The following is a 25,750-nucleotide window of genomic DNA, read 5'->3' as shown; positions in this document are numbered from 1 at the left end:
TCTTGCCTCATGGTCGCCGTTTCCTTGGCGTCAATTCTGTGACAAATAGTGATCCGGGTAAAGGCTTTATGCCAGTACCAATTATCAGAAATGAGTACTGGTTTGAAAAGTTTTACTCTTTCCCGTCTCGCCCTGTTGTCAGGCCTTTGCTGTCAAAATCTTGTAAAGTTCGACAAGACCTGGGGAAAATCATCAAACCCGCAAGATTTCCCTATCCTTGAGCATAGTGGCTATGCAACATGACGCAAGCGTTCCCCATCAGGCCGAAGCGCCCGACGTTGACGTTTTGACCGCGCCTGCGCAAAAAATTCCCTGGCGATGCCATTAATATGCAATTGAATCGCCGCGCAGCTTGGAGGCGCTGAGAAATCGCGGAAAGGGACTACATGGAAATGCCAGTATTGGGCATGACAAACGGTCGAGCGCTGGTTACCATGCTCGCCGCCGACAGCCTGCGCCGCGTCGGGTGGCTTCTCCAACCCACTGAATTTGCGTAGAATGCGCGCCGTGATGTCCCCTTAGTTCAACGGATAGAACAAGCCCCTCCTAAGGGCTAGATGCTGGTTCGATTCCAGCAGGGGACACATCCTTCCTTTCTCGCCTTTCCCTCGCTCCCGCTTGCCACTGCTATCCGATGATTCGGCTGCAGGCGTTTTTGCCTGCGCAGCAGCCTGCCGTAATGGCCAGCGTTGCACCGGCCATCGCGGTCATGCCACTCAGACGGACTGCGCCTTTTCCTTGTCTTCCTGCTGCTTGCTGGTCTCACTCCCCTGGGCCATGTCGGCCGTGTTGGCTGCTGCGCGTTCAGCCTGTTGTTGCAGCTTGGCCTGGGTCTTGAGTTCGACGTCTTCCTTCATGCGTTGGGCGATCTGCTCGTCGATCTTCTGTTTCTTCTCGGGAGGCAGGGCGTTGTAGTCCTCCTCGGTCATGCCGAGCTCCTGCAGGAGCTTCTCCTTGATCTTTTCCGCTGGCGATTTGGACATGTAGTCGCGGAACTCCTGCAGCGCATTGCTGGCTGCAGGTTTCGACGAACTGGCCTGCTGACGTGCGCCAATGTCAGGGTTCTGCAGGGCCACCTTGAGCTTGGCGAAAGCTTCCTGACGAGCGTCTTCGGCATCTTGCTGCGAGGTACTGCCTTGATTGTTCTGCTGCGCTGCTGTGTTGCTGGTGGTGATTGCCTGACGCTGCGGCATGAAATCGGCCTGCACAGCGTCATGGTTGACCCGGCTTGGCTGCTGCAATGCAGTCTGCCAGCCCAGCCCGTTGAGGCTGATCATCATGTGTTTCCTCCTTGGATGGTAATCGCGTTGTGCAAGGGGCAAAACCTGTGCCATTTGGCTCAAGCCAAGCGTGGCGGGGGTTGTAGCCGAGCAACAGGTATCACCTGGGCAGCGGATTGCCCATCGGAGGAAGCGCATTGCCGGTATCGGCAACAGCCGCTGTTGCAAAAAAAGACCCGCAGCACCCCAAGGCGCCGCGGGTCAAAACGGCCAACGCCGCTTCAGTGCTGATCAGATATGCAAGGCATGCCCCAAAGCTCGCAATGCCGCTTCCTGCACGGCCTCGCCCAAGGTCGGGTGGGCATGGATGGTGCCGGCCACGTCTTCCAGCCGCGCGCCCATTTCCAACGATTGGGCGAAGGCTGTGGACAGTTCGGAAACCGCCACCCCGACGGCTTGCCAACCGAGGATCAGATGGTTGTCGCGACGTGCAACCACGCGCACGAACCCGCTTTTCGACTCAAGGCTCATGGCTCGCCCGTTGGCCGCGAAGGGGAACTGCGCAACGATGCAGTCCAGGCCTTCGGCGCTGGCCTGCTCAGGCGTCTTGCCAGCCACTACCACTTCCGGATCGGTGAAGCACACCGCAGCAATCGCGGTGGGCTCGAAGCGGCGGGTCTTGCCGGCGATAAGTTCGGCGACCATCTCGCCCTGGGCCATCGCCCGATGTGCGAGCATCGGTTCGCCGGCCACGTCGCCGATCGCCCAGACGTTGCGCATGCTGGTCTGGCAGCGCTCGTCGATGGCGATCGCCGCACCGTTCATCTTCAGCGCCAGGCTCTCCAGGCCGAAGCCCTGAGTGCGTGGTCGACGGCCAACGGCGACCAGTACCTGATCGGCTTCCAGGCGCAGCTGTTGGCCTGCACCGTCGCGTGCCGACAGGCAGCCATGTTCATAGCCTTCGACGCTGTGTCCCAAGTGCAGTGCGATGCCAAGTTTTTTCAGCGACTCGGCCACCGGTGCGGTCAGCTCTGCGTCGTAGGTGGGCAGGATGCGATCACGCGCCTCTACCACGCTCACACGAGCACCGAGCTTGCGGTAGGCGATGCCCAGCTCCAGGCCGATATAGCCGCCGCCGACCACCACCAGGTGTTGCGGCAGGCTTTTCGGTGCCAGGGCCTCGGTAGAGGAAATCACCGGCCCGCCCAGCGGCAGCATCGGCAACTCGACACTGCTCGAGCCGGTCGCCAGCAACAGGTGTTCGCACTGGATGCGCTGGCCGTCGACCTCGACGTTCTTGCCGTCGAGGATCTTCGCCCAGCCATGGAGCACCTTCACCCCATGTTTCTTCAGCAAGGCCGCCACACCGCTGGTGAGGCGGTCGACGATGCCGTCCTTCCATTCGACGCTGCGGGCAATGTTCAGGTGCGGTGTCGAGACGCTGATACCCAGTGCCGAGCCGTCAGCATACCGGCTGGTCTGGTGGAACTGCTCGGCCACGTGGATCAGCGCCTTGGATGGGATGCAGCCGATGTTCAGGCAAGTACCGCCCAGTGCCTGCCCTTCGACCAGCACGGTGGGAATGCCCAGTTGCCCGGCGCGGATGGCGGCCACGTAGCCGCCGGGGCCCCCGCCGATAATCAGCAGGGTGGTATCGAGGATCTGTTGCATGCTCACTCCACGAACAGGCAGGCGGGCTGTTCCAGCAGGCCGCGCACGGCCTGGATGAACAGGGCGGCGTCCATCCCGTCGACCACGCGATGGTCGAAGGAGCTGGACAGGTTCATCATCTTGCGCACCACGATCTGGCCATCGATCACCACGGGGCGCTCGACCATGCGGTTGACGCCGACGATCGCCACTTCGGGGGTGTTGACCACCGGCGTGCTGACGATACCGCCCAGGGCGCCGAGGCTGGTCAGGGTGATGGTCGAGCCGGACAGCTCTTCCCGACTGGCCTTGTTGTTGCGCGCGGCATTGGCCACGCGGGCGATCTCGCTGGCGTTGCTCCACAGGCTGCCGGCTTCGGCGTGACGCAGTACTGGCACCATGAGGCCATTGTCACCTTGGGTGGCGATACCCACGTGTACGGCGCCGTGGCGGGTGATGATCTGGGCCTCGTCGTCGTAGGTGGCGTTGATCTGCGGGAAATCGCGCAGGGCGACGACCATGGCGCGCACCAGGAAGGGCAGCAGTGTGAGCTTGCCACGGCTTTCGCCATGCTTGGCGTTGAGCTGCTGGCGCAGGGCTTCGAGCTGGGTGACGTCGATTTCCTCGACATAGCTGAAGTGCGCGACGCGGCGCTTGGCATCCTGCATGCGCTGGGCGATCTTGCGGCGCAGGCCGATCACCGGCACCTGCTCGCTGTCGGTGCGCTTGCCGTAGCCAGCTGGCGCCTGGCCGAGGGCGGTCTGTGGCTTGCTGATGAAGGCGTCGAGGTCTTCGTGCAGGATGCGCCCGGCCGGGCCGCTACCGTGCACGTAGCGCAGCTCGATGCCGGCATCCAGCGCACGCTTGCGCACGGCAGGTGAAGCCAACGGTTTCTCATGCGCCTCGCGCGGGACGATGGGCGCGGCGGCGTGGCTCGTCGCTGGTTGCGGACGGTTTTCGGGCTGCGGCTCGATCTTCGTCTGGGCTGGCGCTGGCGCGGCGTGCGCCTCGGCCGGCTTGGCCTGCGGTGCGTCGATGTGGTTGCCGCTGCCTTCGACTTCGATACGGATCAGCTCGCTGCCGACCGCCATGACCTCACCGGGCTGGCCACCCAGGGCCAAGACCTTGCCGCTGACCGGCGAAGGAATTTCTACCGTGGCCTTGTCGGTCATGACATCGGCCACCACCTGGTCTTCTGCGATCACATCGCCGACCTTGACGAACCATTCCACCAGCTCGACCTGCGCGATGCCTTCACCGATGTCCGGCATCTTGATGACGTGCGTGCCCATTCAGACCTCCATGACCCGTTTCAATGCCGCACCTACCCGCGAAGGACCTGGGAAGTAGGCCCATTCCTGTGCGTGGGGGTAGGGGGTGTCCCAGCCGGTGACGCGCTCGATCGGCGCTTCGAGGTGATGGAAACAATGCTCCTGGACCAGCGAAACCAGCTCGGCGCCAAAGCCGCAGGTACGGGTGGCTTCGTGGACCACCACGCAACGCCCGGTCTTCTTCACCGAGGCGACGATGGTTTCCAAGTCCAGCGGCCAGAGGCTGCGCAGGTCGATGACTTCAGCGTCGACGCCGCTCTCCTCGGCGGCCACTTGGGCCACGTAGACCGTGGTGCCGTAGGTCAGCACGGTGACATCGTTGCCGGGGCGGGTGATCGCCGCCTTGTCCAGCGGCACCTTGTAGTAGCCGTCCGGCACGGCACTGTGCGGGTGCTTCGACCAGGGGGTTACCGGGCGGTCGTGGTGCCCGTCGAACGGGCCGTTGTACAGGCGCTTGGGCTCGAGGAAGATCACCGGGTCGTCGCACTCGATCGAGGCGATCAGCAGGCCCTTGGCGTCATAGGGGTTGGATGGCATCACCGTACGCAGGCCGCAGACCTGGGTGAACATCGCTTCGGGGCTCTGGCTGTGGGTCTGGCCGCCGTAGATGCCGCCGCCGCAGGGCATGCGCAGGGTCAGCGGCGAGATGAATTCGCCGGCCGAACGATAGCGCAGGCGAGCCATCTCCGAGACGATCTGGTCGGAGGCGGGGTAGAAGTAGTCGGCGAACTGGATTTCCACCACCGGGCGCAGGCCATAGGCGCCCATGCCCACGGCGGTGCCGACGATGCCGCTCTCGGAGATCGGTGCATCGAATACCCGCGACTTGCCGTACTTGGTCTGCAGGCCTTCGGTGCAGCGGAACACGCCGCCGAAATAGCCGACGTCCTGGCCGTAGACCACCACGTCGTCGTCGCGCTCGAGCATGACATCCATGGCTGAGCGCAGGGCCTGGATCATGGTCATGGTAGTGGTGGCCATGGCGGTTTCCGGGTTGATGCTGTTGTTGTGATCGTTCATTTCAAACCCCCAGTTCCTGGCGTTGCCGGCGCAGGTGATCGGGCATTTCCTTGTACACGTCCTCGAACATCGAGGCGGCGCTGGGGATATGGCCATTGGCGAGGGTGCCGAACTGTTCGGCGTCCTTCTGTGCCTTGATCACCTCGGCTTCGAGCTCGGCACTGACGGCCTGGTGCTCTTCTTCGGACCAGTGGCCGGCCTTGATCAGGTGCTGCTTGAGGCGCAGGATCGGATCGCCCAGCGGGAAGTGGCTCCAGTCGTCGGCAGGGCGGTATTTGGATGGATCGTCCGAGGTGGAGTGCGGGCCGGCGCGGTAGGTGACCCATTCGATCAGCGTCGGGCCCAGGCCACGGCGGGCACGTTCGGCGGCCCAGCGCGAGGCGGCGTACACCGCGATGAAGTCGTTGCCGTCGACCCGCAGCGAGGCGATGCCGCAGCCCACGCCGCGGCCGGCGAAGGTGGTCGACTCGCCACCGGCGATGGCCTGGAAGGTGGAGATCGCCCACTGGTTGTTGACCACGTTGAGGATCACCGGGGCGCGGTAGACGTGGGCGAAGGTCAGGGCAGTGTGGAAGTCGGATTCGGCAGTGGCGCCGTCACCGATCCAGGCCGAGGCGATCTTGGTGTCACCCTTGATCGCCGACGCCATGGCCCAGCCGACCGCCTGCACGAACTGGGTCGCCAGGTTGCCACTGATGGTGAAGAAGCCCGCCTCGCGCACCGAGTACATGATCGGCAATTGGCGGCCCTTGAGCGGGTCGCGGGTGTTGGACAGCAGCTGGCAGATCATTTCCACCAGCGACACGTCGCGGGCCATCAGGATGCTCTGCTGGCGATAGGTGGGGAAGCACATGTCGGTGCGGTTCAGGGCCAATGCCTGACCGCTGCCGATGGCTTCCTCGCCCAGGCTCTGCATGTAGAAGGACATCTTCTTCTGGCGCTGGGCGACCACCATGCGGCTGTCGAAGATGCGCGTCTTGAGCATGGCGCGCATGCCCTGGCGCAGCACCTGCGGGTCGATGCCTTCGGCCCAGGGGCCGACAGCATTGCCGTGCTCGTCGAGCACACGCACAAGGCTGTAGGAGAGGTCCGCAGTGTCGGCGGGCTCTACGTCGATAGGTGGTTTACGGACTTGACCGGCATCGTTCAGACGCAGGTAGGAGAAATCGGTCTGGCAGCCTGGCCGGCCTGTGGGCTCGGGCACATGCAAACGCAGGGGGGCGTACTCGTTCATGCTTTTTACGCTCGCTCGAATGTTGTTTTTGTGAGCTCTGAAGCGGCCGCCGCTGCCTACTGGCTTGTGACTGGTAGGTCAGCGTCATTTACATCTTAGAGGCTGGGCCGAAGAATTTTTCTCTCAAGTTCATTGCCTTTATCGCGTGGCGCAGATAAACATTCTGAATAAACACAAGAAACAGGTGAATTTTCCTCATGCGTAAACTTGATCGTACCGATATCGGCATTCTCAACAGCCTCCAGGAGAACGCACGGATCACCAACGCGGAGCTTGCGCGCTCGGTGAACCTCTCGCCGACGCCCTGTTTCAACCGGGTCAAGGCGATGGAGGAACTGGGGGTCATCCGCCAGCAAGTGACCTTGTTGTCGCCCGAAGTGCTGGGCCTGGATGTCAACGTGTTCATCCATGTCAGCCTGGAGAAGCAGGTGGAGCAGTCATTGCATCGCTTCGAGGAGGAGATCGCCGAGCGACCCGAGGTGATGGAGTGCTACCTGATGACGGGCGATCCGGATTACCTGCTGCGCGTGCTGTTGCCGAGCATCCAGGCGCTGGAGCGCTTTCTCGATTACCTGACGCGGCTGCCGGGGGTGGCGAATATCCGCTCCAGCTTTGCGCTGAAGCAGGTGCGCTACAAGACCGCGTTGCCGTTACCGGCCAATGGCATGACCTTGCGCGAGTAGTTGTCAGTTCAGGCCCTATCGCTCTACAGGGTGCTTGATATTTTAAACACCCCCGGCCTATGTTGTGGCTGTCGCCGTTCGCGGCATGCCTACAACAACAAGGACCAGCGTCATGACGACCGAGCGCCTGACCGGCATCGACGAAATCGAATGCGTCACCCCCGACCTCAACGGTGTCCCGCGCGGCAAGGTAATGACCGGCGAAGGCTTTCTCGAAGGCCGGCGCCTGCAGATGGCGCGTGGCGTGCTGCTGCAATGCATCATGGGCGGCTATCCGCCGGCAAGGTTCTACGGCAGCGATGACGGCGACCTGGCGCTGGTTGCCGACCCTGGGCAAACCCATGTCCTGCCTTGGAGCGACAGCCCACGGGCGCTGGCCATCTGCGATGCGGTCGAGCTCGATGGCACGCCCTCGGGGCTTTCGACCCGTGGCCTGCTCAAGGCGGTGATCGCCCGTTATGCGGCGCTGGGGCTTGCGCCGGTGGTGGCCACCGAACTGGAATTCTTCGTGTTCGCCCCGAACAGTGATCCGGGCCAGCCGTTCCAGCCACCGCTGGGCAGGGACGGGCGTCGCGAGCTGGGCCATTCGGCTTTCAGCGTCAGCTCCAACAATGGCCTGCGCCCCTTCTTCAGCGAGGTCTACCGATGCATGGCAGCACTGGGCCTGCCACGCGACACCTTCATGCACGAGATGGGCGTCAGTCAGTTCGAGATCAACCTGTTGCACGGTGATCCGCTGTTGCTGGCCGACCAGACCTTCCTGTTCAAGCACCTGCTCAAGGAGGTTGCGCTCAAGCACGGTTTGACCGTGGTCTGCATGGCCAAGCCGCTGGCACATACCCCTGGCAGTTCGATGCACATCCACCAGAGCCTGGTGGAGATCGGCACCGGCCGTAACGTGTTCAGTGACGAACAGGGCAGGGCAACCGACACCTTCCATCACTTCATCGGCGGTTTGCAGGCGTGCATGGCCGACTTCACCGCGCTGTTCGCGCCCAACGTCAACTCCTACCAGCGTCTGTGCCACCCGTACGCATCGCCGAACAATGCTTGCTGGTCAGAGGATAATCGCGCTGCCGGCCTGCGCATCCCGGCCAGTTCGCCGGTGGCGCGACGTGTGGAAAACCGCCTGCCTGGCGCCGACACCAACCCTTACCTGGCGATCGCCGCAAGTCTGGCGGCCGGGCTGCAGGGTATCGAGCGCAAGCTGCAACCCACGCCGGCGATCCAGGGCGAGTTCGTGGTGCCCGAGCACCTGAGTCTGCCCTGCACGCTGCACGCGGGGATCGAGCGCTTGCGTCGCAGCACGTTGGCGCGGGAACTGTTTGGCGAGGAGTTCATCGAAGGCTACGTCGCCACCAAGACCCTGGAATTGACGGATTTCTTCAATGAGATCACGCCGTGGGAGCGTAGGGTGCTGGCCGCGCAGGCCTGATCGCGACAGAAGCTTTGCCCGGCGCGCCGCTCCTGGCTTTTTTTCATTGCCAGGGGCCCGCGTCCGGGAAATTGCCCTTATGCTTGCCAGCAGCACCACACCTGCCCAAGGAGCCCGCGGGGACGCATGCGCCAGATCTGGAAGTCATTTCGCTCGTTGTACTTTGCCGCCCTGATGATGCTGATCGGCTCAGGCCTGTTGAGTACCTACCTGGCGTTGCGCCTGGCTGCCGACCATGTCGACAGCCTCTGGGTCGGTGCGCTGATGGCGGCCAACTATTTCGGCCTGGCAGTGGGCGGCAAGGTCGGTCACCGATTGATCGCCCGGGTCGGGCATATTCGTGCGTATGCCACCTGTGCCGGCATTGTCGGCGCGGCGGTGCTCGGGCATGGGATGACCAACTTCGTGCCCGCCTGGATCGGCCTGCGGATGATCGTGGGCCTGGGCATGATGTGCCAGTACATGGTCATCGAGAGCTGGCTCAACGAACAGGCCGATGCCAAGCAGCGCGGTGCGGTATTCAGCGGCTACATGATCGCGTCCTACCTCGGGTTGGTGCTGGGTCAGTTGATCCTGGTGGTGCATCCGGCACTGGGGCCTGAGCTGCTGATGCTGGTCGCCATGTGCTTCGCCCTGTGCCTGGTGCCGGTGGCGATGACCCGGCGCATTCACCCGGCGCCGCTGCGGCCGGCGCCGATGGAGCCGAAGTTCTTCATCAAGCGGGTACCGCAGTCGTTGAGTACTGTGCTTGGCGCGGGCCTGATCGTCGGCTCCTTCTATGGTCTGGCCCCCCTGTATGCGGCGCGCCAGGGGTTGAGCACCGAGCAGGTCGGTCTGTTCATGGGTTGCTGTATTTTTGCCGGGCTTCTCGTGCAGTGGCCTCTGGGCTGGCTGTCGGATCGTTACGATCGAGCAGTGCTGATCCGCAGTGTATCGATCGGCCTGGCGGTGGTTTCGCTGCCGCTGGCGCTGTTGCCCAGTGTGCCGCTGGAGTTGTTGTTCGCGGCAGGCTTCATCGTTTCGTTGCTGCAATTCTGCCTCTACCCATTGGCCGTGGCGTTCTCCAATGACCACGTGGAAAGCGAGCGACGGGTATCGCTGACGGCGATGCTGCTGGTCACCTATGGCGTGGGTGCGAGCATCGGTCCGCTGGTGGCGGGCGTTCTGATGAAGGCGTTGGGCGCACAGATGCTCTATGCCTTCTTCACCTTCTTTGCCCTGGTGCTGGTGTGGCGTATTCGGCCGAAGGCGGTCACCGGGCTGCACCAGGTGCAGGATGCACCGCTGGGCCACGTGGCTATGCCGGCGGCAGGTTCGCCTCTGTCGGCTGCGCTCGACCCGCGGGTCGACGAGCAGACCGTGCAGGACGTGATGCAGGCGCCGGTGGCGGCGGAGGATACCGAGGCCGAGGAAGAGAAGGACACAGCTGCCAAGGCGCCGCAGGCCGAGGCAGACAAGTCGGTTTGACGCAGGCTGTGCCGGCCCTGTCGCGGGGCCCCACGGACCAGAACGAAAACGCCACCGATCGGTGGCGTTTTTCATTTGAGCTGGACGATCAGTAGTCGTCCTTGTCGAACCGCCGTGCTTCGCGCTGCAACTGATACACGAAGCTCTCGATCTTGCGCTGGCTTTGCCCATTCAGGTTGTGGAAGCGCACGCCGGCGAAGGTGGTGTTGATCCGCTCTTCGAAGTGCAGGTGGCGCAATTCCACCATGACGTCGGTCAGGCCCAAGGGATTGGCCGCCTTGAAGCGCTCGTACACCTGGCCCAGTTGCAGGCGGTCTTCGACATTGCCGTCGAAGCGCAGCTTGCAGCCGGTGGCGGACACGTCGAGCAGCTTGCCGCGCAGCGCGCCGTTGCCTTTGAGGTGGGTGCCGTCGAGGATGATGTCGACCAGTTGCGACAGTTTCAGCGCTGCGCGGAACGCATTGCGGCGCTGGTGGTAGGTCATTTCGGTGGGGAGCGGGCCGCGGTAGCAGCGGTGGCCATCGACTTCGCCGATGGTCAGCGGAGTATCGCACTCCCAGGCAATGCGTACGCCATCGTGGAAACCTTCGACACGGAAGGGTTCGCCGTTCTCGATGAATTTCTCGCCATCACGCGGGATCATTTCGTCCAGTGCCAGAACGTTGGCGTCCCGGTCCACCTGTACCACGTAACTCTGGAAGCGCTGGCTGCGCTCATGGAAGCTGATGATCAGCGGATCGTGGCTGTCCATCAGCTGGCGCAGGTTCGCCGAAATCTCCAGAGGAGTGGTCAGCACTTTTGGTGGCTGAGGAGCATCGGACTCATTGAACACGGGTAATCAATCTCCAGGCAAAAACGACACACGCAAGTAACGGCATTTTGCCAGTATGTTCCGTGCCTTGAATAGGAATAATCACACCTGGCTGATCGCCCGGGGCTTGTCCATGGGGGAGGTGGTGCCACGGCTATCGTACAGCGACGGAGAGTCGCCGCCGTTGAGGATTCTGATCTGGTTGGCCGTGGCGTGCTGTTGCACCTGGATGACCCGGCCGTTGGTCTCGTTGACCTTCTGGCAGGTGTCCATCAACTGGGTCAGCACATCGAGTTGCTGCAGGATGATCTCGCCGTTGGGCGATTGTGCAGCAACGGCCTGCACACCTGCCCGGTCGGCGCTGAGGCCGAGCCCGTTGAGCAGGTGATTGCGCCGCATGCCCTGCTGCTCGAGCAAGACGATCAGCGATTGCTTGCGGGCGAGGATGGTCTCCAGCACCTGCATGTCCCGACCGTGCAGGGCGACCGTTTCCTTCTGGAGCAGGTCGAGCAGTTCCTGGGTCGGCGCGATGTCGTCTTCGATCAGTTGCAGCAGTGTGGTGTCGTGCATGGCTGGCTCTTGGCTCTGGCGTCCTGGAAGTCAGCGCACCGTAAGGTTAGCGCTGCGCTTCGAAATCAAGCAGTTTGCTGGCGACCCGGCCGGCATCGACCTGGTAGCTGCCGTCTGCGATCGCCTGCTTCAACTGGGCCACACGGGCGCTGTCGACTGCTGGTTGATCGCGCAGCTTGTCGCTGATCTTCTGCAACTGCTGGGCCTCTTGACTGAGGTGTACCGCTTCTCCGCTGACGCTGGCAGGCTTGCCTGCATCGCTGGCAGCACCGGTTTTTTCGGTGTTGCCCGATGTGGCATTGCCGCGAACGCCGCCCGTTATGGACGGAGAGTTATTCAAACGACTGAAGTCGATGACCATGATCAGAAACCTCTGGGTAAATAGGACGCTTGCCTTTGTTTCGGCTAACCCGAAACAAACTTTAGGCACAAATGTTTTGCCGTCCGTCAGCAAACCCGCGTATCCCGATTTCTGACACAGTTTAGGAAAAGCGGTTCATCGCCGCCAGTCCCGGGGCCCTGCAATATTTCGTCGGCGAGGATCCGCCGGCGGCTTCTTTCTACATCGCCACTTCGACCTGGCCCGGCCCGACCACCGTGGCCTTGACCACGCGCTGGGAGTTGAGATTACGCACGCGGATCTGTTCGGTCAGGCCGCCTTTGCTCAGGGCTTCGCCTGGCATGCGTACGCTCAGGCCGCCACTGCGGGCGGTGATCACCACTTGGTCGCCCTTGCGAATCACATCCGCCTGTTCCAGTTGCTGCAGCGTCAGGACCTGGTCGAGGACGGTCGGGCGCAGCAGTTTCATGCCCACGGCCTGGTCGAGTTCGCTCAGAAAGCCCTGGCCCAGGGTGCTGACGTCACGCTCGCGCAGGGCCACGTCACCTTCACCGATCACGCTTTCGCGCTTGAGCGGGCGGGTCATGACCACCACGTCGCGAAACAGCTTGACCTGTGCCGGCACGAACACTGTCCAGGGCGAAGTACCGTCGCAACGTACCCGCACCGTCACTCGCCCAAGCGGCTGTGCCGGGCTTTCCAGCGAGGCGTCCAGTTGCTGGCTGCACACCGGCATACGCAGGCGTGGGTCAAGATTGTTGACCTGGATGTCATAACGCCCCACGGTCTGGGTGCGCGTCATGTAGTCTTCGACGGTGAATTCAAGAAACCCTTGGGTGACACCGATAAGCTGTTCAGGCAAGGTAAACGAATCCGCCAGCGTGCGGGCGCCGGATGCGATCAGGCATGCAATGGCCAGGGGGATGGCCAGAAGGCGCGTCAGTCGTCGGAAAAATGTCGTTTTCGTATACATACGCTCAAAAAAGCAAAGCCCGTGCCGACTTGTTGGCAAGCGAGCAGAAAAATAGAAGGAGTCTGGCATGGCTGGCGTTATGGATTCGGTCAACCAGCGCACGCAACTGGTTGGACAGAATCGCCTCGAGCTGCTGTTGTTCCGTCTCAATGGCGATCAACTCTACGGCATCAACGTGTTCAAGGTCCGGGAAGTGCTGCAGTGCCCGGAGCTGACACTGTTGCCCAAGTCCCATCCGGTGGTGCGCGGTGTGGCGAACATTCGTGGGGCGACCATCCCCATCCTCGACCTGTCGATGGCGACGGGGCTGCCGGGCCTGAAAGAAGAGACCCGCAACAGTTTCGTGATCATTACCGAGTACAACACCAAGACCCAGGGTTTCCTGGTGCATTCGGTCGAGCGCATCGTCAACATGAACTGGGAAGAGATCCACCCACCACCCAAGGGTACCGGGCGTGATCACTACCTGACGGCGGTCACCCGGGTAGATAACCGCATGGTCGAGATCGTCGATGTCGAGAAGGTGCTTGCGGAAGTGGCGCCGTCCTCGGAGTCGGTCTCCGCCGGCGTGGTCGATGCCGAGGTGCAGGACAAGGCCGTGTTGCTGCGGGTACTGACCGTCGACGATTCGTCGGTGGCGCGCAAGCAGGTCAGCCGTTGCCTGCAGACCGTGGGCGTGGAGGTGGTGGCGCTCAACGACGGCCGCCAGGCGCTGGACTACCTGCGCAAGCTGGTGGATGAGGGCAAGCGGCCGGAAGAAGAGTTCCTGATGATGATCTCCGACATTGAAATGCCGGAAATGGACGGCTATACCCTCACCGCCGAGATTCGTAACGATCCGCGCATGCAAAAATTGCACATCGTCCTGCATACTTCGCTATCGGGCGTGTTCAACCAGGCGATGGTCAAGAAGGTTGGCGCTGACGACTTTCTGGCCAAGTTCAAGCCGGACGACCTGGCCCAGCGCGTAGTCGATCGGATCAAGGCAACGCATTGAAACGGCTGGGGCAAGCCCCGGCGCAAGTGATTGAAAAGAGGCGGCAGCATTGTCTACGGGTAATTTGGATTTCGAACAGTTCCGGGTATTCCTGGAGAAAGCCTGTGGCATCCTGCTGGGCGAAAATAAGCAGTATCTGGTGTCCAGCCGTCTCAACAAGCTGATGGAGCAACAGGGCATCAAGAGCTTGGGTGAGCTGGTGCAGCGCATCCAGACCCAGCCCCGCAGTGGCCTGCGCGAGCAGGTGGTCGATGCCATGACCACCAACGAGACCCTGTGGTTTCGCGACACCTATCCGTTCGAAGTACTGAAGAACAAGGTGATTCCCGAGTTCATCCGCAGCAACCCCGGTCAGCGCCTGCGCATGTGGTCGGCGGCCTGCTCGTCGGGGCAGGAGCCGTATTCGATCTCGATGGCCATCGATGAGTTCGAGCGCAGCAACCTGGGCCAGTTGAAGATGGGGGCGCAGATCGTCGCTACTGATCTTTCCGGCGCCATGCTCAATAACTGCAAGACCGGTGAGTACGATAGCCTGGCGATTGCCCGTGGCTTGTCGCAGGAGCGCCTGCAGCGCTACTTCGACCCGAAAGGGCCGGGGCGCTGGGCGGTGAAGCCGGCGATTCGCAGTCGGGTGGAGTTTCGCTCTTTCAACCTGCTCGACAGCTATGCGGCGCTGGGCAAGTTCGACATCGTGTTCTGCCGCAATGTTTTGATCTACTTCTCCGCGCAGGTGAAGAAAGACATCCTCATGCGTATCCACGCGACGCTCAAGCCAGGGGGGTATCTGTTCCTGGGGGCTTCGGAGGCGCTCAATGGCTTGCCGGATCATTACCAGATGGTTCAGTGCAGTCCGGGGATCATCTATCAGGCCAAGTGAATGAAAAGGCCGGTATCGAGAGATACCGGCCTTTTCGTTTTCGGGACTGCGAACACAAGACCTTGCCTGTGCCTTTGTCTTCAGGCGGCAAGGTCAGGATCGTTGGAGGTTGCGATCAGAAGTCGTACCGTACCTTCGCCGAGAAAACATCGGCATTGAAGCCCGACTTGCCCACGTAGTCGTAATTGAGCCCAAGGGTTACCGCACCCAGCTTGTAGTCGGCTCCAATGCCCGCCTCGTAGCTGTTGCGCACGGCACTCGCGCCGCGGGTCACGAATGGCGTGTTGCCAAGCAGGAAGGTCGAGGTGCTGTTGGTCTGGTCGGCGGCAAAGTCGTGGTAGCCCATCAGCTTGAACTGCGGCTCCAGGGTCCCGACGCCAATGGCATAGCTGCCCGCCACCCGCACACCTGCGCCGAGTTCGAGCGCTTCGTAGCGTTCATCTTCGACCTTGAGCGCGGCGGACGAGCCTTTCTCGCGGTAGCCATCGATATCGACACGGCTGTAGCGCGCGGCCACACGCGGCTCGACCAGCAGTTGCGGATTGATGTGCCAGGTGTAGCCACCGACCAGGTTCACGGCCAGCTGGTCGCTGTCGTAATCGGCCTTGGCTCGGGTATCAGCGATCTCGCGCTTGCCTTCGTTGTCGCCCAGGCCGTAGGTCAGGCTGGCGTCGACGAAGTAGTTGCCCAGGGTGTAGGCGCTGTACAGGGTGAAGGCATGGCTCTCTACCGAAGTCTTGTTGCCACTGCTGCTGTTGACGTCGGTGTCCAGGAAGCTGTACGCCAGGCCCAGGGTGAGCTGGTCGTTGAGCTTGCCATCGGCACCGACGGCAATGCCGCGACTGTAGGCGTTGTAACCGGCCACGCCGTCACGGTTGTTCTGGGTGGCGTCGCTGTACAGCGATTGAATCCACACGCCGGCCTGGCTGAAGCCTTCGCCCGAAGAGGCGCCACGCAGGCTGCTGGCACGGCTGCTGATGGCGTTGCCGATCATGCGCTGGCTTCCGGTAGCCGCCTGGCGGGCGCCGCCGTTGACTTCCGGGGTCAGCTGGCGGGCCAGTCTCGCGACCTGGGCCTGGTCGGCGGTGGCGGCGTAGGCCAGCAGCGGGTCGCCTTTGGGCAGTTGAGCCAGCAGGCCGTTGTTGATGGCGTTGCCGATAGCGCCCTGGGCATTGCCGTTGCCGCCGCCTTCCTTGACGATTTCGGTGATCTCGTCGACCGGCTTGGTCGTGACTTGCGCGTAGATCTTGTTGTCTTCCACCGCGCTGCTCTGCACGCGCAGCAGTGCCGAGGTGCTGGTGACCTGGATGCCGTTGGGGTCAAGGTCGTGGCCGGCAGTGTCCACCAGCTGTACCTGGCCGGCCTCGACCAGCAGGTAGCGCGATCCGGACGGCTGGAAGTCCTCTTCGTCGGCGTGCAGGGCGATGCGCGAGCCTTGTTCGAACTTGCTGGTGCCGCTGACCTTGAGTACCGCCACGCTCGGGTCGGTTTCGCTGGACAGCTCCAGGCCCAGCGCCGAGTTGCCGGCGATCGACAGGTTGCCGTCGATCACGGTGCGGGCCGCGGTCAGTGACAAGGTTGCACGGGTGTCGTCGCTCAGGTTGCCGACTTCGATCCAGCCACCGGACTTGAGGCGGATGTCCGGGGTGCTGTGGGGCAGGTAGTGGGCCTGGAACTCGCTGTCACCTTCGACCTCGATGTTGCTCAGCCCGTCCAGCATGCCGGTGATCTGGCTGCCCTCGCGCAGGATGAGCTCGACTGGCCGATTGCTGTGGCTGGCGTCGATGGCCACCTGGGCCATGATGATGCCGCTGTTGAAGATGTTCAGGTCGCCGTGGTCGCGATACCAGGGTTGCTGGCCGGGGGCGTCGTATGCGACATCGCCGATGCGAATGCCGGTGCCGCTCAGGGCGTAGATCGAGCCACGGTTGTCGATGTGTCGCCCGAGGCTGGTGGTCAGGGTTGCACCGTCGAGCGCGATGGCCTGGCTGTTGGTATCGCTGGCGACGATATTGCCGTGGTTTTCGATGCTGTCCAGGCGAGTTGGCATGCCAATGGCGCCGCCGCGCGAAGTGGCGTTGATGCTGATGGCATTGGGGCCGCTGCCTTCGATGGCGCCGCGGTTGATGATCTTGCCCTGCACGGTGGCACCGGCGAGGTTGAGAGTGATCGCGTTGTAGCCATAGGCGCGGACCTTGGCATTCTGGGCATTGACCACGTCGCCCTTGATCAGCGTGGTTTGGCCGGTGGCGCTGGCCAGGTTGATGCCGTAGGCCTCTCGTCGGTTCACGATGCCGATACCAGTGCCGGCCTGGAGCGTGCCCTGGTTGATCAGGTTGCCATCAACCGTGGTATTGCTGATTTTCAGCGCATTGCCATCGAGGCTGGTGCTCCTGACGAAGGCCTGGTTCACCAGGTCGCCGGTCACCTGGCTGTTGCGCAGGGTGAGGGCATCGCTGCGATTGACCATGTCCACGGAGGTGCGGTCGTTGTCGTTGACCGGGCTGTTGAAGGTCAAGCCGCCCTGTACGGTGGCGTCGTCGAGCACGACCGCACTGCGGGAAATATTGGTGAAGCTGCCGCCGAACTCGAGCCCATTCGCGTAGCTCTGGTGGCTTGAGGTGAAGCCGGCATCGGTAAGCTGGACGGTCTGGCCGTGGGCAGGCAGGGCGCAGGCGGCAATTGCCAGGGCCAGCAGGGTCTTGCGATAGGTCAGCGGGGACACGGTTTCTTCCTTGGAAGGCAATGGGGACAGTGCGCATCCATGCTGTGCCTGAAACCGTAACTAGTGGCCTCATGCCACATTTCTGCGCGGTCGCGAATGCTACTCGTAGTGATGGCAAAATAACACTGGTCTGTTGACGTCAATTTTTTGGATTGCCGCTTTTGCCGCTCTGCAATTGCCGCTCACCCGCCACCAGGCGGAAGCACTTTGCCGCTTTTCTGGCATTGCCGCTGCTCACTGATACAGCCGATGCCCGGTATTACTGGGGTTGCGCCTGTTGGCACAGGCCTTGCTATAGCTTGGCCAACGCAACGCTGGTCAACCTTCGAAGGTTCCCCGACATGAGCATCAGCTTCGACAAGGCCCTCGGCATCCATGAAAAGGCACTGGGCTTCCGCGCCCAGCGCGCCGAGGTGCTGGCCAACAACATCGCCAACGCCGACACGCCCAACTACAAGTCGCGTGACATGGACTTCTCCTCGGTGCTTGCCGCCGAGGCAGACAAACAAAGCAACGGGCGTATCTCGCTGACCCGCACCAACGGCCATCACATCGAGGCCGAAGGCCTGGCCATGGCCGACGACAGCCTCAAGTACCGCACGCCGATGCAGCCGTCGATCGATCAGAACACCGTCGATGCCCAGATCGAACAGTCGAACTATGCGCAGAACGCCATCGACTTCCAGGCCAGCTTCACCTTGCTCAACAGTAAATTCAAAGGGCTGGTATCGGCCCTGCGTGGAGAGTGACCATGTCCCTTGCCAGTGTCTTCAACATCGCCGGTAGCGGCATGAGCGCGCAGAACACGCGCCTTAACACCGTCGCCTCGAACATCGCCAACGCCGAGACCGTCTCCTCGAGCATCGATCAGACCTATCGCGCGCGCCACCCCGTGTTCGCCACCACCTTCGAGCAGGCCCAGAACGGCGCCGGCCAGTCGCTGTTCGACGACCAGGGTCAAGCCGGCCAGGGTGTGCAGGTCAAGGGGATCATCGAGGACCAGAGCAATCTGGAGGCCCGCTACGAGCCCAATCACCCGGCGGCGAACAAGGACGGCTACGTCTACTACCCGAACGTCAACGTGGTCGAGGAAATGGCTGACATGATCTCCGCCAGCCGTGCGTTCCAGACCAACGCCGAACTGATGAACACCGCCAAGACCATGATGCAGAAGGTGCTGACCCTGGGTCAGTGATTGAGGAGCGCAACGCATGGCAGTCAATATCAATGATGTGCTCGCCAATTCTGGTGTTAGCAACGGCACCAAGAAGCCAACCAGCGAGCCGACCGACAAGAACGCGCTCGGCAAGGATGCCTTCCTGCAGTTGCTGGTCACCCAGATGCAGCACCAGAACCCGCTCGACCCGCAGGACAACGGTGAGTTCGTTGCCCAGCTGGCGCAGTTCAGCAGCCTGGAGGGTATCCAGACCCTCAACGAGTCGGTCAATGCCATTACCGGTTCGCTGGGTTCGTCTCAGGCACTGCAGGCGTCGTCGCTGGTCGGTCGCTCGGTGATCGTGCAGAACGACAAGGCGTTGGTCGATCCGACCAAGAGCTTCAATGGTCAGGTCGTGGTGCCGCAGAACATCGAGAGCGGCAAGGTCACGATCAAGGACAAGGATGGCAACGTCGTCAAGACCATCCAGTTGGGCGAACAGAAGAAGGGCACTGCCGACTTCATCTGGGATGGCACCAACGACAAGGGCGAGAAGGTTGCGGCGGGCAATTACACCTTTACCGCGACGACCACCGTCGATGGCAAGGCTCAGGAGATGTACACGCTGCTGCCAGCCACCGTCACCAGTGTCACCGTGGGCGGCACTGGCGGCGAGATGATGCTCAACCTGGCGGGTATCGGCAAGGTCGGCATCTCCAAAGTACAAACCATCGGAATCTAAGGCCGGCCTGTTCGGCAGAAGGAGCAAAGCATGTCTTTCAATATCGGCCTTAGCGGTCTCTACGCAGCCAACAAGCAACTCGACGTTACCGGCAACAACATCGCCAACGTCAATACCACAGGTTTCAAGTCGTCGCGTGCCGAGTTCGCCGACGTCTACGCCGGTGCCAACCGCCTGGGCGTGGGCCAGAACCAGGTCGGTAACGGTGTGCGCCTGGCGGCGGTGTCGCAGCAGTTCACCCAGGGTGACGTGAACAACACCGGCAACGTGCTGGACATGGGCATCCAGGGCCAGGGCTACTTCGTCCTCTCCGACAACGGCTCGCTGACCTACACCCGTGCCGGTGCCTTCCGCACCGACAAGGACAACAACGTGGTCACCTCCGATGGCCTGAACCTGCAAGGTTATGCCGCCGACAGCACCGGCAAGATCCAGAAGGGCATCCTCACCAACCTGAAGATCGATACCTCGGCGCTGGCCCCCAAGGCCACCACCCTGATCGACCAGGGCATCAACCTGAACTCCTCCGCCGACACCATCCCGCTGGAAGTGTCCAACGGCGCGACCCCGCCGGTGATGGTGCCGAACAAGCCGTTCGACCCGGCCGACCAGTCGACCTACACCAAGTCCTTCCCGACCAAGGTGTACGACAGCCAGGGTAACGAGCACACCATGGAGCAGTTCTACCGCAAGACCGGCACCAACGAGTGGACCATGTACACCCTGGTCGATGGTCGCAACCCGCTGAACCCGGGCAGCACCACGCCGCTGACCGGCACCATGACCTTCAACTCCGACGGCAGCATCAAGGCCATGACCACCGACAACACCACGGTGCCGGCGGCCAACTGGAGCGTGACCAACAACACCTTCAGCCTCAAGGGCTGGATCCCGGCCGCGAAGGATGCCGCAGGCAACTGGGCGGCCAACGGTTCGGATGGCAATGCCGACGGCATGCGCCTGGCCATGAACAGCACCACCTCGTACAACACCGAGACCGCGCGCATGTCGCAGAACCAGGACGGCTATGCCACTGGCATCCTGTCGAGCCTGTCGATCGACTCCACCGGGGTGATGTTCGCAAGCTTCAGCAACCAGCAGTCTCGCGCCATCGGCCAGGTTGCGATTGCCAGCTTCGCCAACGACCAGGGCCTGCAGCAGATTGGCGGTACTCGTTGGAAGGAAACCTTCTCCTCGGGTATTCCGGGCATCGATGCGCCGAAGACCGGCACCCTCGGTTCGGTCGAGTCCAACTCGCTGGAAGCGTCCAACGTCAACCTGACCCAGGAGCTGGTCGAGCTGATCAAGGCGCAGAGCAACTACCAGGCCAACGCCAAGACCATCTCCACCGAGAGCACCATCATGCAGACCATCATCCAGATGACCTGATGGTCGCTGGCTGAGCGTGTCTGGACGAACCCCTTTCCCGTGAAGGGGTTCGTCGTTTTTGCAGGAGGGATCATGAAAAAGTTGGCTGTCGCGCTGCTTGCGGCGCTGTGTCTGCTCCAGGCCCAGGCCGGTACCGCGCCGTGGTGGCGTTGGGAAAGTCAGGTGGATGGGCGACTGGTGTGTTCGCAGTGGTCGCCGGGGGAGGGCTGGAAGCGCTTTGCCGGGCCTTACAACAATGGCGGGTGTCGCGACTAGCAACACTGCTATTGCTGAACTTTGGCACCCCCTTGCCGCCAGCGGCAAAGCAGCGCCGGATAACCGACGTTGCACCCTCGATGAAATTCGCTAAAGGCCCGTATTCACGGGCTTTTTCTTGCCTTGGAGAAAGTTGGTTCGGAACTTGCTTTACAGCCTGCACAGCAACGGTGAGCGGCAATCGATCGCCAGTGCAGCGGAGGATGACTGTGGACAAGATGCTTTACGTGGCCATGACCGGCGCCGCCCAGAATGCGGTGGCACAGAAGGCCCACGCCAACAACCTGGCGAACGTTTCCACCACTGGTTTTCAGCGTGACCTGGAGCAGGCGCGCTCGATGCCGGTGTTCGGCGACAGCTTTCCGGCGCGTGCCTTCGCCATGAGCGAGCGGCCTGCCACCGACTTTACCGCAGGCCCGATGATCGAGACTGGTCGCGAGCTGGACGTGGCGGTCAGTGGCAATGGCTTCATCGCCGTGCAGGCCCCGGATGGCAGCGAAGCCTACGTACGCACCGGCAGCCTGAACATTGACGCCCTCGGCGTGTTGCGCGCCGGCAATGGCATGCCGGTGATCGGCAACGGTGGCCCGATCGCCATTCCGCCCGAGCAGAAGGTCGAGGTCGGTGACGATGGCACCATCAGCATCCGCGCCATGGGCGAAGACCCGCGCGTCATGGCCGAGGTCGATCGGATCAAGCTGGTCAACCCCGACATCAAGAGCATCAGCAAAGGCCTCGACGGCCTGATCCACACCAACAGCGGCCAGCCGGCCGATGCGGACGTCAATGTCCGCGTGGTGTCGGGCTTCCTCGAAGGCAGCAACGTCAATGCCGTCGAAGAGATGACCTCGGTGCTGGCCCTGTCTCGCCAGTTCGAGCTGCACGTCAAGATGATGAAAACAGCCGAGCAGGGCGACGAAGCCATGGCTCGGGTTTTGCAAATCAGCTAATCACTTTTGAACGAGTGCCGTAAAACAGGCGCACGAGGAGAACACTAAATGCTTCCGGCTCTCTGGGTCGCTAAAACCGGCCTGTCCGCACAGGACACCAACCTGACGGTCATCTCCAACAACCTGGCCAACGTCTCGACCACTGGTTTCAAGCGTGACCGTGCCGAGTTCCAGGACCTGTTGTACCAGACCAAGCGCCAGCCTGGTGCCCAGTCGACCCAGGATAGCGAGCTGCCTTCGGGCCTGCAGGTCGGTACCGGTGTGCGCATCGTCGGCACCCAGAAGAACTTCCAGACCGGCAGCCTGCAGACCACCGAAAACCCGCTGGATCTCGCGGTCAATGGTCGTGGTTTCTTCCAGGTCCTGCAGCCCGACGGCACTGTCTCCTACACCCGTGACGGCACCTTCCACCTGAACTCCGATGGCCAGGTCGTGACTGCCAACGGTTTCGCCCTGGAGCCTGCCATCGTCGTGCCACCGGAGGCGCAGACCTTCACCGTCGGCCAGGACGGCACCGTGTCGATCACCACCACCGGCAACCCGGCCGCGCAGATCATCGGCAACATCCAGACCGCGGACTTCATCAACCCGGCCGGCCTGCAGGCGATTGGCAACAACCTGTTCTTCGAGACCGCTGCCAGCGGTGCGCCGCAGGTCGGTACCCCGGGCCTGAACGGTTTCGGCACCACCCTGCAGCAGACCCTGGAAAACTCCAACGTCAGCACCGTCGAAGAGCTGGTGAACATGATCACCACCCAGCGCGCCTACGAGATGAACTCCAAGGTCATCTCCACCGCCGACCAGATGTTGTCGTTCGTCACCCAGCAACTGTAAGTCCTGGCTCTAGCTACCCGGCCGCTGTTGCAGCGCCTGTTACACCGTGAGGTAAGCGTCATGAATCGTCTGTTGTCCGTCGTCGCCCTGGGAGGGGCTGTGTTGCTGGCCGGTTGCGTTGCGCCGACGGCAAAGCCCAACGACCCGTACTACGCGCCTGTACTGCCGCGTACACCTTTGCCGTCGGCGGCCAACAACGGTTCGATCTACCAGGCCGGGTTCGAGCAGAACATGTATGGCGATCGCAAGGCGTTTCGTGTCGGTGACATCATCACCATCACCCTCAACGAGCGTACCTCGGCGAGCAAGAACGCCGGTTCCCAGATCCAGAAGGACAGCAACGCCAATATCGGCCTGACCTCGCTGTTCGGCACCACCCCCAACACCAACAACCCGTTCGGCGGCGGCGACCTGTCGCTCAACGCGGGGTACAAGGGCGAGCGTGCCACCAAGGGTGCCAGCCAGGCCAGCCAGGGCAACACCTTGACCGGCTCGATCACCGTGACGGTGGCCGATGTACTGCCCAACGGCATCATCGCCGTGCGCGGCGAGAAGTGGATGACCCTCAACACCGGCGAAGAGCTGGTGCGTATCGCTGGTCTGATCCGCGCCGATGATATCGCCACCGACAACACCGTGCCGTCCACGCGAGTGGCCGACGCGCGCATTACCTATTCGGGCACCGGCTCCTTCGCCGATGCCAGCCAGCCCGGGTGGCTGGACCGCTTCTTCATGAGCCCGCTTTGGCCCTTCTGAGTACGGATGACCATGTTCAACGCCAGGCAGTTGATTGCCGCGACCTTGCTCCTGTCCTTCGCGTTCGGTGCCCACGCCGAGCGCCTGAAGGATATCGCCAGCATTTCCGGCGTGCGCGCCAACCAGTTGATCGGCTACGGCCTGGTGGTCGGGCTCAACGGCACCGGTGACCAGACCACCCAGACCCCGTTCACCCTGCAGACCTTCAACAACATGCTGTCGCAGTTCGGCATCAAGGTACCGCCAGGTTCGGGCAACGTGCAGTTGAAGAACGTCGCTGCAGTGTCGGTGCACGCCGACCTGCCGGCCTTCGCCAAGCCCGGCCAGGTGATCGACATCACCGTGTCCTCGATCGGCAACTCCAAGAGCCTGCGTGGCGGCAGCCTGCTGATGACCCCGCTCAAGGGGATCGATGGCAACGTCTACGCCATTGCCCAGGGCAACCTGGTGGTCGGTGGTTTCGATGCCGAAGGTCGCGATGGCTCGAAGATCACCGTCAACGTGCCGTCGGCCGGTCGCATCCCTGGCGGCGCTTCGGTCGAGCGAGCGGTGCCGAGCGGCTTCAACCAGGGCAACAGCCTGACCCTGAACCTCAACCGTCCTGATTTCACCACCGCCAAGCGCATCGTCGACAAGGTCAACGAACTGCTCGGCCCGGGCGTTGCCCAGGCGCTGGACGGCGGTTCGGTGCGCGTCACCGCGCCCATGGACCCGAGCCAGCGGGTCGACTACCTGTCGATCCTCGAGAACCTGGAGATCGATCCGGGCCAGGCCGTGGCCAAGGTCATCATCAACTCGCGTACCGGCACCATCGTCATCGGCCAGAACGTCAAGGTATCGCCGGCCGCCGTCACCCACGGCAGCCTGACCGTGACCATCACCGAAGACCCGATCGTCAGTCAGCCGGGGCCGTTCTCCAACGGTCAGACTGCCGTGGTGCCACGGTCGCGGGTCAATGCGCAACAGGAAGCCAAGCCGATGTTCAAGTTCGGCCCGGGGACCACGCTGGATGAAATCGTCCGTGCGGTGAACCAGGTCGGCGCGGCACCGGGCGACCTGATGGCGATCCTCGAAGCCCTGAAACAGGCCGGCGCCTTGCAGGCCGACCTGATCGTGATCTGAGGACGCTGGCGATGAATCCGAAGAGCCTGGTTTCAAGTTCCGCCGACAGCGGCGCCTACACCGACCTCAACCGTCTGAGCTCGCTCAAGCACGGGGACCGTGACAGCGATGCCAACATCCGCAAGGTGGCCCAGGAGTTCGAGTCGCTGTTCATCGGCGAAATGCTCAAGGCCTCGCGCAAGGCCGGCGATGTGCTGGCTGCCGACGATCCGATGAATACCGAGACGGTCAAGCAGTACCGCGACATGTACGACCAGCAGTTGGCCGTGAGCATGTCCCGTGAAGGCGGCGGTATCGGCCTGCAGGACGTACTGGTGCGTCAGCTGTCGAAGAACAAGGGTGTGCGCCCGAACACCAGTCCGTTCCCGCGTATCGACGGCAATGCGCCGGCGCTGTGGGGCACGAAAGTGGTCGCACCTGCCCACGCCACCGAATCGACGTCCACCCGCAACGACGTTGCGGCGCTCAATGCGCGGCGTCTGGCGCTGCCGGGCAAGCTCACCGACCGTCTGCTCGCCGGCATCGTGCCGTCGGCGGGCAATCCTGCGGCGACCAACACCGCGGCGTTGCCGGGCCGTGGCGACATCCCGCCCGGTGGCGTGGCCACCGGTGACTGGGAGCCGGCCCAGGCCTTCGCCGCGCCAGGGCGTGGCATGCAGATTCTCGGGCGCGCGGTGGCCCAGCCGCCGCTGGCGCCGAAGAAAGCCTTCGCCGACAGCGACGAGTTCGTCGCCACCATGCTGCCGATGGCCGAGCAGGCCGCCAAGCGCATCGGTATCGACCCGCGTTACCTGGTGGCCCAGGCCGCCCTGGAAACCGGCTGGGGCAAATCGGTCATGCGCAACACCGATGGCAGCAGCAGCCACAACCTGTTCGGCATCAAGGCCACCGGCAATTGGCAGGGTGGCGAGGCGAGGGCGATCACCAGCGAGTTCCGCAACGGTCAGTTCGTCAAGGAGACGGCCGCGTTCCGTTCCTACGACTCTTATCAGGACAGTTTCCACGACCTGGTCAGCCTGCTGCAGAACAACGCGCGCTATCAAGATGCGGTGAAGGCGGCCGATAACCCAGAACAGTTTGTGCGAGAGCTGCAGAAGGCCGGGTATGCCACCGACCCGAACTACGCCAGCAAGATCTCGCAGATCGCAAGACAGATGAAGTCGGACACGAGCTACGCAATGCTCGGGACCACCACGCAACTTTAAGGGCAGCG

General features: G+C 62.5%; 25 protein-coding genes and 1 tRNA gene. 16 read left to right on the top strand and 10 right to left on the bottom strand.

Going from position 1 to position 25,750, the window contains the following annotated elements:
• Positions 1–512: 512 nt before the first annotated feature.
• Positions 513–584, top strand: a tRNA-Arg gene (locus tag F6X62_RS21155).
• A 132-nt stretch (positions 585–716) separates the two neighbouring features.
• On the opposite strand, the gene F6X62_RS21150 is transcribed toward F6X62_RS21155, so the two are convergent.
• The 5 genes from F6X62_RS21150 to F6X62_RS21130 all read right to left on the bottom strand — a co-directional run bounded on the left by F6X62_RS21150 (position 717) and on the right by F6X62_RS21130 (position 6,455).
• A complete protein-coding gene (locus tag F6X62_RS21150) occupies positions 717–1,280 on the bottom strand; it encodes a hypothetical protein (RefSeq protein WP_256674056.1) in 564 nt (187 codons plus the stop codon).
• 231 nt (positions 1,281–1,511) lie between these two features.
• Positions 1,512–2,891: a dihydrolipoyl dehydrogenase gene (gene lpdA / locus F6X62_RS21145; protein ID WP_153774603.1), complete on the bottom strand. Its 1,380-nt coding sequence runs from the start codon at positions 2,889–2,891 to the stop codon at positions 1,512–1,514.
• Between the two features lie 2 nt (positions 2,892–2,893).
• Positions 2,894–4,162, bottom strand: coding sequence for a dihydrolipoamide acetyltransferase family protein (locus F6X62_RS21140; RefSeq protein ID WP_054891918.1), 1,269 nt, complete (start codon positions 4,160–4,162; stop codon positions 2,894–2,896).
• Positions 4,163–5,221 carry an alpha-ketoacid dehydrogenase subunit beta gene (locus F6X62_RS21135; RefSeq protein ID WP_054891917.1) on the bottom strand — a complete coding sequence of 353 codons (1,059 nt, stop codon included), beginning with the start codon at positions 5,219–5,221 and terminating at the stop codon, positions 4,163–4,165.
• Between the two features lies 1 nt (position 5,222).
• Complete coding sequence (locus tag F6X62_RS21130; protein ID WP_063545704.1) at positions 5,223–6,455, bottom strand: 3-methyl-2-oxobutanoate dehydrogenase (2-methylpropanoyl-transferring) subunit alpha; 1,233 nt, start codon at positions 6,453–6,455, stop codon at positions 5,223–5,225.
• A 197-nt stretch (positions 6,456–6,652) separates the two neighbouring features.
• Here F6X62_RS21130 and bkdR point away from each other — a divergent pair, with 197 nt between their 5' ends.
• From bkdR to F6X62_RS21115, 3 genes are all read left to right on the top strand, one after another.
• A complete protein-coding gene (bkdR, locus tag F6X62_RS21125) occupies positions 6,653–7,138 on the top strand; it encodes a Bkd operon transcriptional regulator BkdR (protein ID WP_054891915.1) in 486 nt (161 codons plus the stop codon).
• Between the two features lie 193 nt (positions 7,139–7,331).
• On the top strand, positions 7,332–8,573 hold the full coding sequence (locus tag F6X62_RS21120; protein ID WP_178117576.1) for a glutamine synthetase family protein: 1,242 nt from the start codon (positions 7,332–7,334) through the stop codon (positions 8,571–8,573).
• 126 nt (positions 8,574–8,699) lie between these two features.
• Entirely contained in the window at positions 8,700–10,040 is a 1,341-nt protein-coding gene (locus F6X62_RS21115; protein ID WP_063545702.1) for an MFS transporter, read from the top strand.
• 88 nt (positions 10,041–10,128) lie between these two features.
• Here F6X62_RS21115 and F6X62_RS21110 read toward each other — a convergent pair whose 3' ends face one another.
• The 4 genes from F6X62_RS21110 to flgA all read right to left on the bottom strand — a co-directional run bounded on the left by F6X62_RS21110 (position 10,129) and on the right by flgA (position 12,734).
• A complete protein-coding gene (locus F6X62_RS21110; protein WP_054891912.1) occupies positions 10,129–10,872 on the bottom strand; it encodes a flagellar brake protein in 744 nt (247 codons plus the stop codon).
• Between the two features lie 81 nt (positions 10,873–10,953).
• Entirely contained in the window at positions 10,954–11,421 is a 468-nt protein-coding gene (locus F6X62_RS21105) for a flagella synthesis protein FlgN (RefSeq protein ID WP_054891911.1), read from the bottom strand.
• 46 nt (positions 11,422–11,467) lie between these two features.
• On the bottom strand, positions 11,468–11,782 hold the full coding sequence (flgM, locus tag F6X62_RS21100) for a flagellar biosynthesis anti-sigma factor FlgM (protein WP_153774601.1): 315 nt from the start codon (positions 11,780–11,782) through the stop codon (positions 11,468–11,470).
• A gap of 199 nt (positions 11,783–11,981) precedes the next feature.
• Positions 11,982–12,734 (bottom strand): flagellar basal body P-ring formation chaperone FlgA, encoded by a 753-nt coding sequence (gene flgA, locus F6X62_RS21095; protein WP_153774600.1) that lies wholly within the window; start codon positions 12,732–12,734, stop codon positions 11,982–11,984.
• Positions 12,735–12,801: 67 nt separating this feature from the next.
• Between flgA and F6X62_RS21090 the strand changes: the two genes are divergently transcribed.
• Both F6X62_RS21090 and cheR read left to right on the top strand, forming a co-directional pair.
• Positions 12,802–13,731, top strand: coding sequence for a chemotaxis protein CheV (locus F6X62_RS21090; RefSeq protein WP_063545699.1), 930 nt, complete (start codon positions 12,802–12,804; stop codon positions 13,729–13,731).
• Positions 13,732–13,780: 49 nt separating this feature from the next.
• Positions 13,781–14,608: a protein-glutamate O-methyltransferase CheR gene (gene cheR, locus F6X62_RS21085; RefSeq protein WP_054891907.1), complete on the top strand. Its 828-nt coding sequence runs from the start codon at positions 13,781–13,783 to the stop codon at positions 14,606–14,608.
• Between the two features lie 115 nt (positions 14,609–14,723).
• On the opposite strand, the gene F6X62_RS21080 is transcribed toward cheR, so the two are convergent.
• Positions 14,724–17,333 (bottom strand): autotransporter outer membrane beta-barrel domain-containing protein, encoded by a 2,610-nt coding sequence (locus tag F6X62_RS21080; RefSeq protein WP_153774599.1) that lies wholly within the window; start codon positions 17,331–17,333, stop codon positions 14,724–14,726.
• A gap of 341 nt (positions 17,334–17,674) precedes the next feature.
• On the opposite strand from F6X62_RS21080, the gene flgB reads away from it, so the two are divergent.
• The 10 genes from flgB (at position 17,675) to flgJ (ending at position 25,742) form a co-directional block, all read left to right on the top strand.
• Positions 17,675–18,082, top strand: a complete 408-nt coding sequence (gene flgB, locus F6X62_RS21075; RefSeq protein WP_054891906.1) for a flagellar basal body rod protein FlgB — start codon at positions 17,675–17,677, stop codon at positions 18,080–18,082.
• A gap of 2 nt (positions 18,083–18,084) precedes the next feature.
• On the top strand, positions 18,085–18,528 hold the full coding sequence (gene flgC, locus F6X62_RS21070; protein ID WP_054891905.1) for a flagellar basal body rod protein FlgC: 444 nt from the start codon (positions 18,085–18,087) through the stop codon (positions 18,526–18,528).
• Between the two features lie 16 nt (positions 18,529–18,544).
• On the top strand, positions 18,545–19,231 hold the full coding sequence (gene flgD, locus F6X62_RS21065; RefSeq protein WP_063545697.1) for a flagellar hook assembly protein FlgD: 687 nt from the start codon (positions 18,545–18,547) through the stop codon (positions 19,229–19,231).
• Between the two features lie 30 nt (positions 19,232–19,261).
• On the top strand, positions 19,262–20,620 hold the full coding sequence (gene flgE, locus F6X62_RS21060; protein ID WP_063545696.1) for a flagellar hook protein FlgE: 1,359 nt from the start codon (positions 19,262–19,264) through the stop codon (positions 20,618–20,620).
• 72 nt (positions 20,621–20,692) lie between these two features.
• Positions 20,693–20,875 (top strand): hypothetical protein, encoded by a 183-nt coding sequence (locus F6X62_RS21055; protein WP_054891902.1) that lies wholly within the window; start codon positions 20,693–20,695, stop codon positions 20,873–20,875.
• Between the two features lie 209 nt (positions 20,876–21,084).
• Positions 21,085–21,825 (top strand): flagellar basal body rod protein FlgF, encoded by a 741-nt coding sequence (locus F6X62_RS21050; protein WP_054891901.1) that lies wholly within the window; start codon positions 21,085–21,087, stop codon positions 21,823–21,825.
• A 48-nt stretch (positions 21,826–21,873) separates the two neighbouring features.
• Positions 21,874–22,659 carry a flagellar basal-body rod protein FlgG gene (gene flgG, locus F6X62_RS21045; RefSeq protein ID WP_063545695.1) on the top strand — a complete coding sequence of 262 codons (786 nt, stop codon included), beginning with the start codon at positions 21,874–21,876 and terminating at the stop codon, positions 22,657–22,659.
• Between the two features lie 60 nt (positions 22,660–22,719).
• The gene (gene flgH, locus F6X62_RS21040) at positions 22,720–23,415 is read left to right on the top strand and encodes a flagellar basal body L-ring protein FlgH (protein ID WP_054891899.1); all 696 of its coding nucleotides are present in this window, start codon (positions 22,720–22,722) and stop codon (positions 23,413–23,415) included.
• Between the two features lie 12 nt (positions 23,416–23,427).
• Positions 23,428–24,537, top strand: a complete 1,110-nt coding sequence (locus F6X62_RS21035; protein ID WP_065862324.1) for a flagellar basal body P-ring protein FlgI — start codon at positions 23,428–23,430, stop codon at positions 24,535–24,537.
• 11 nt (positions 24,538–24,548) lie between these two features.
• On the top strand, positions 24,549–25,742 hold the full coding sequence (flgJ, locus tag F6X62_RS21030; RefSeq protein ID WP_065862064.1) for a flagellar assembly peptidoglycan hydrolase FlgJ: 1,194 nt from the start codon (positions 24,549–24,551) through the stop codon (positions 25,740–25,742).
• Positions 25,743–25,750 lie beyond the last annotated feature (8 nt).

The organism is Pseudomonas sp. MNR3A (assembly GCF_009650575.1).
Lineage (GTDB): Bacteria > Pseudomonadota > Gammaproteobacteria > Pseudomonadales > Pseudomonadaceae > Aquipseudomonas > Aquipseudomonas machongensis.
The sequence above is the reverse complement of the archived record's forward strand: the minus strand, read 5'-3'. Positions and strand labels throughout refer to the sequence as shown.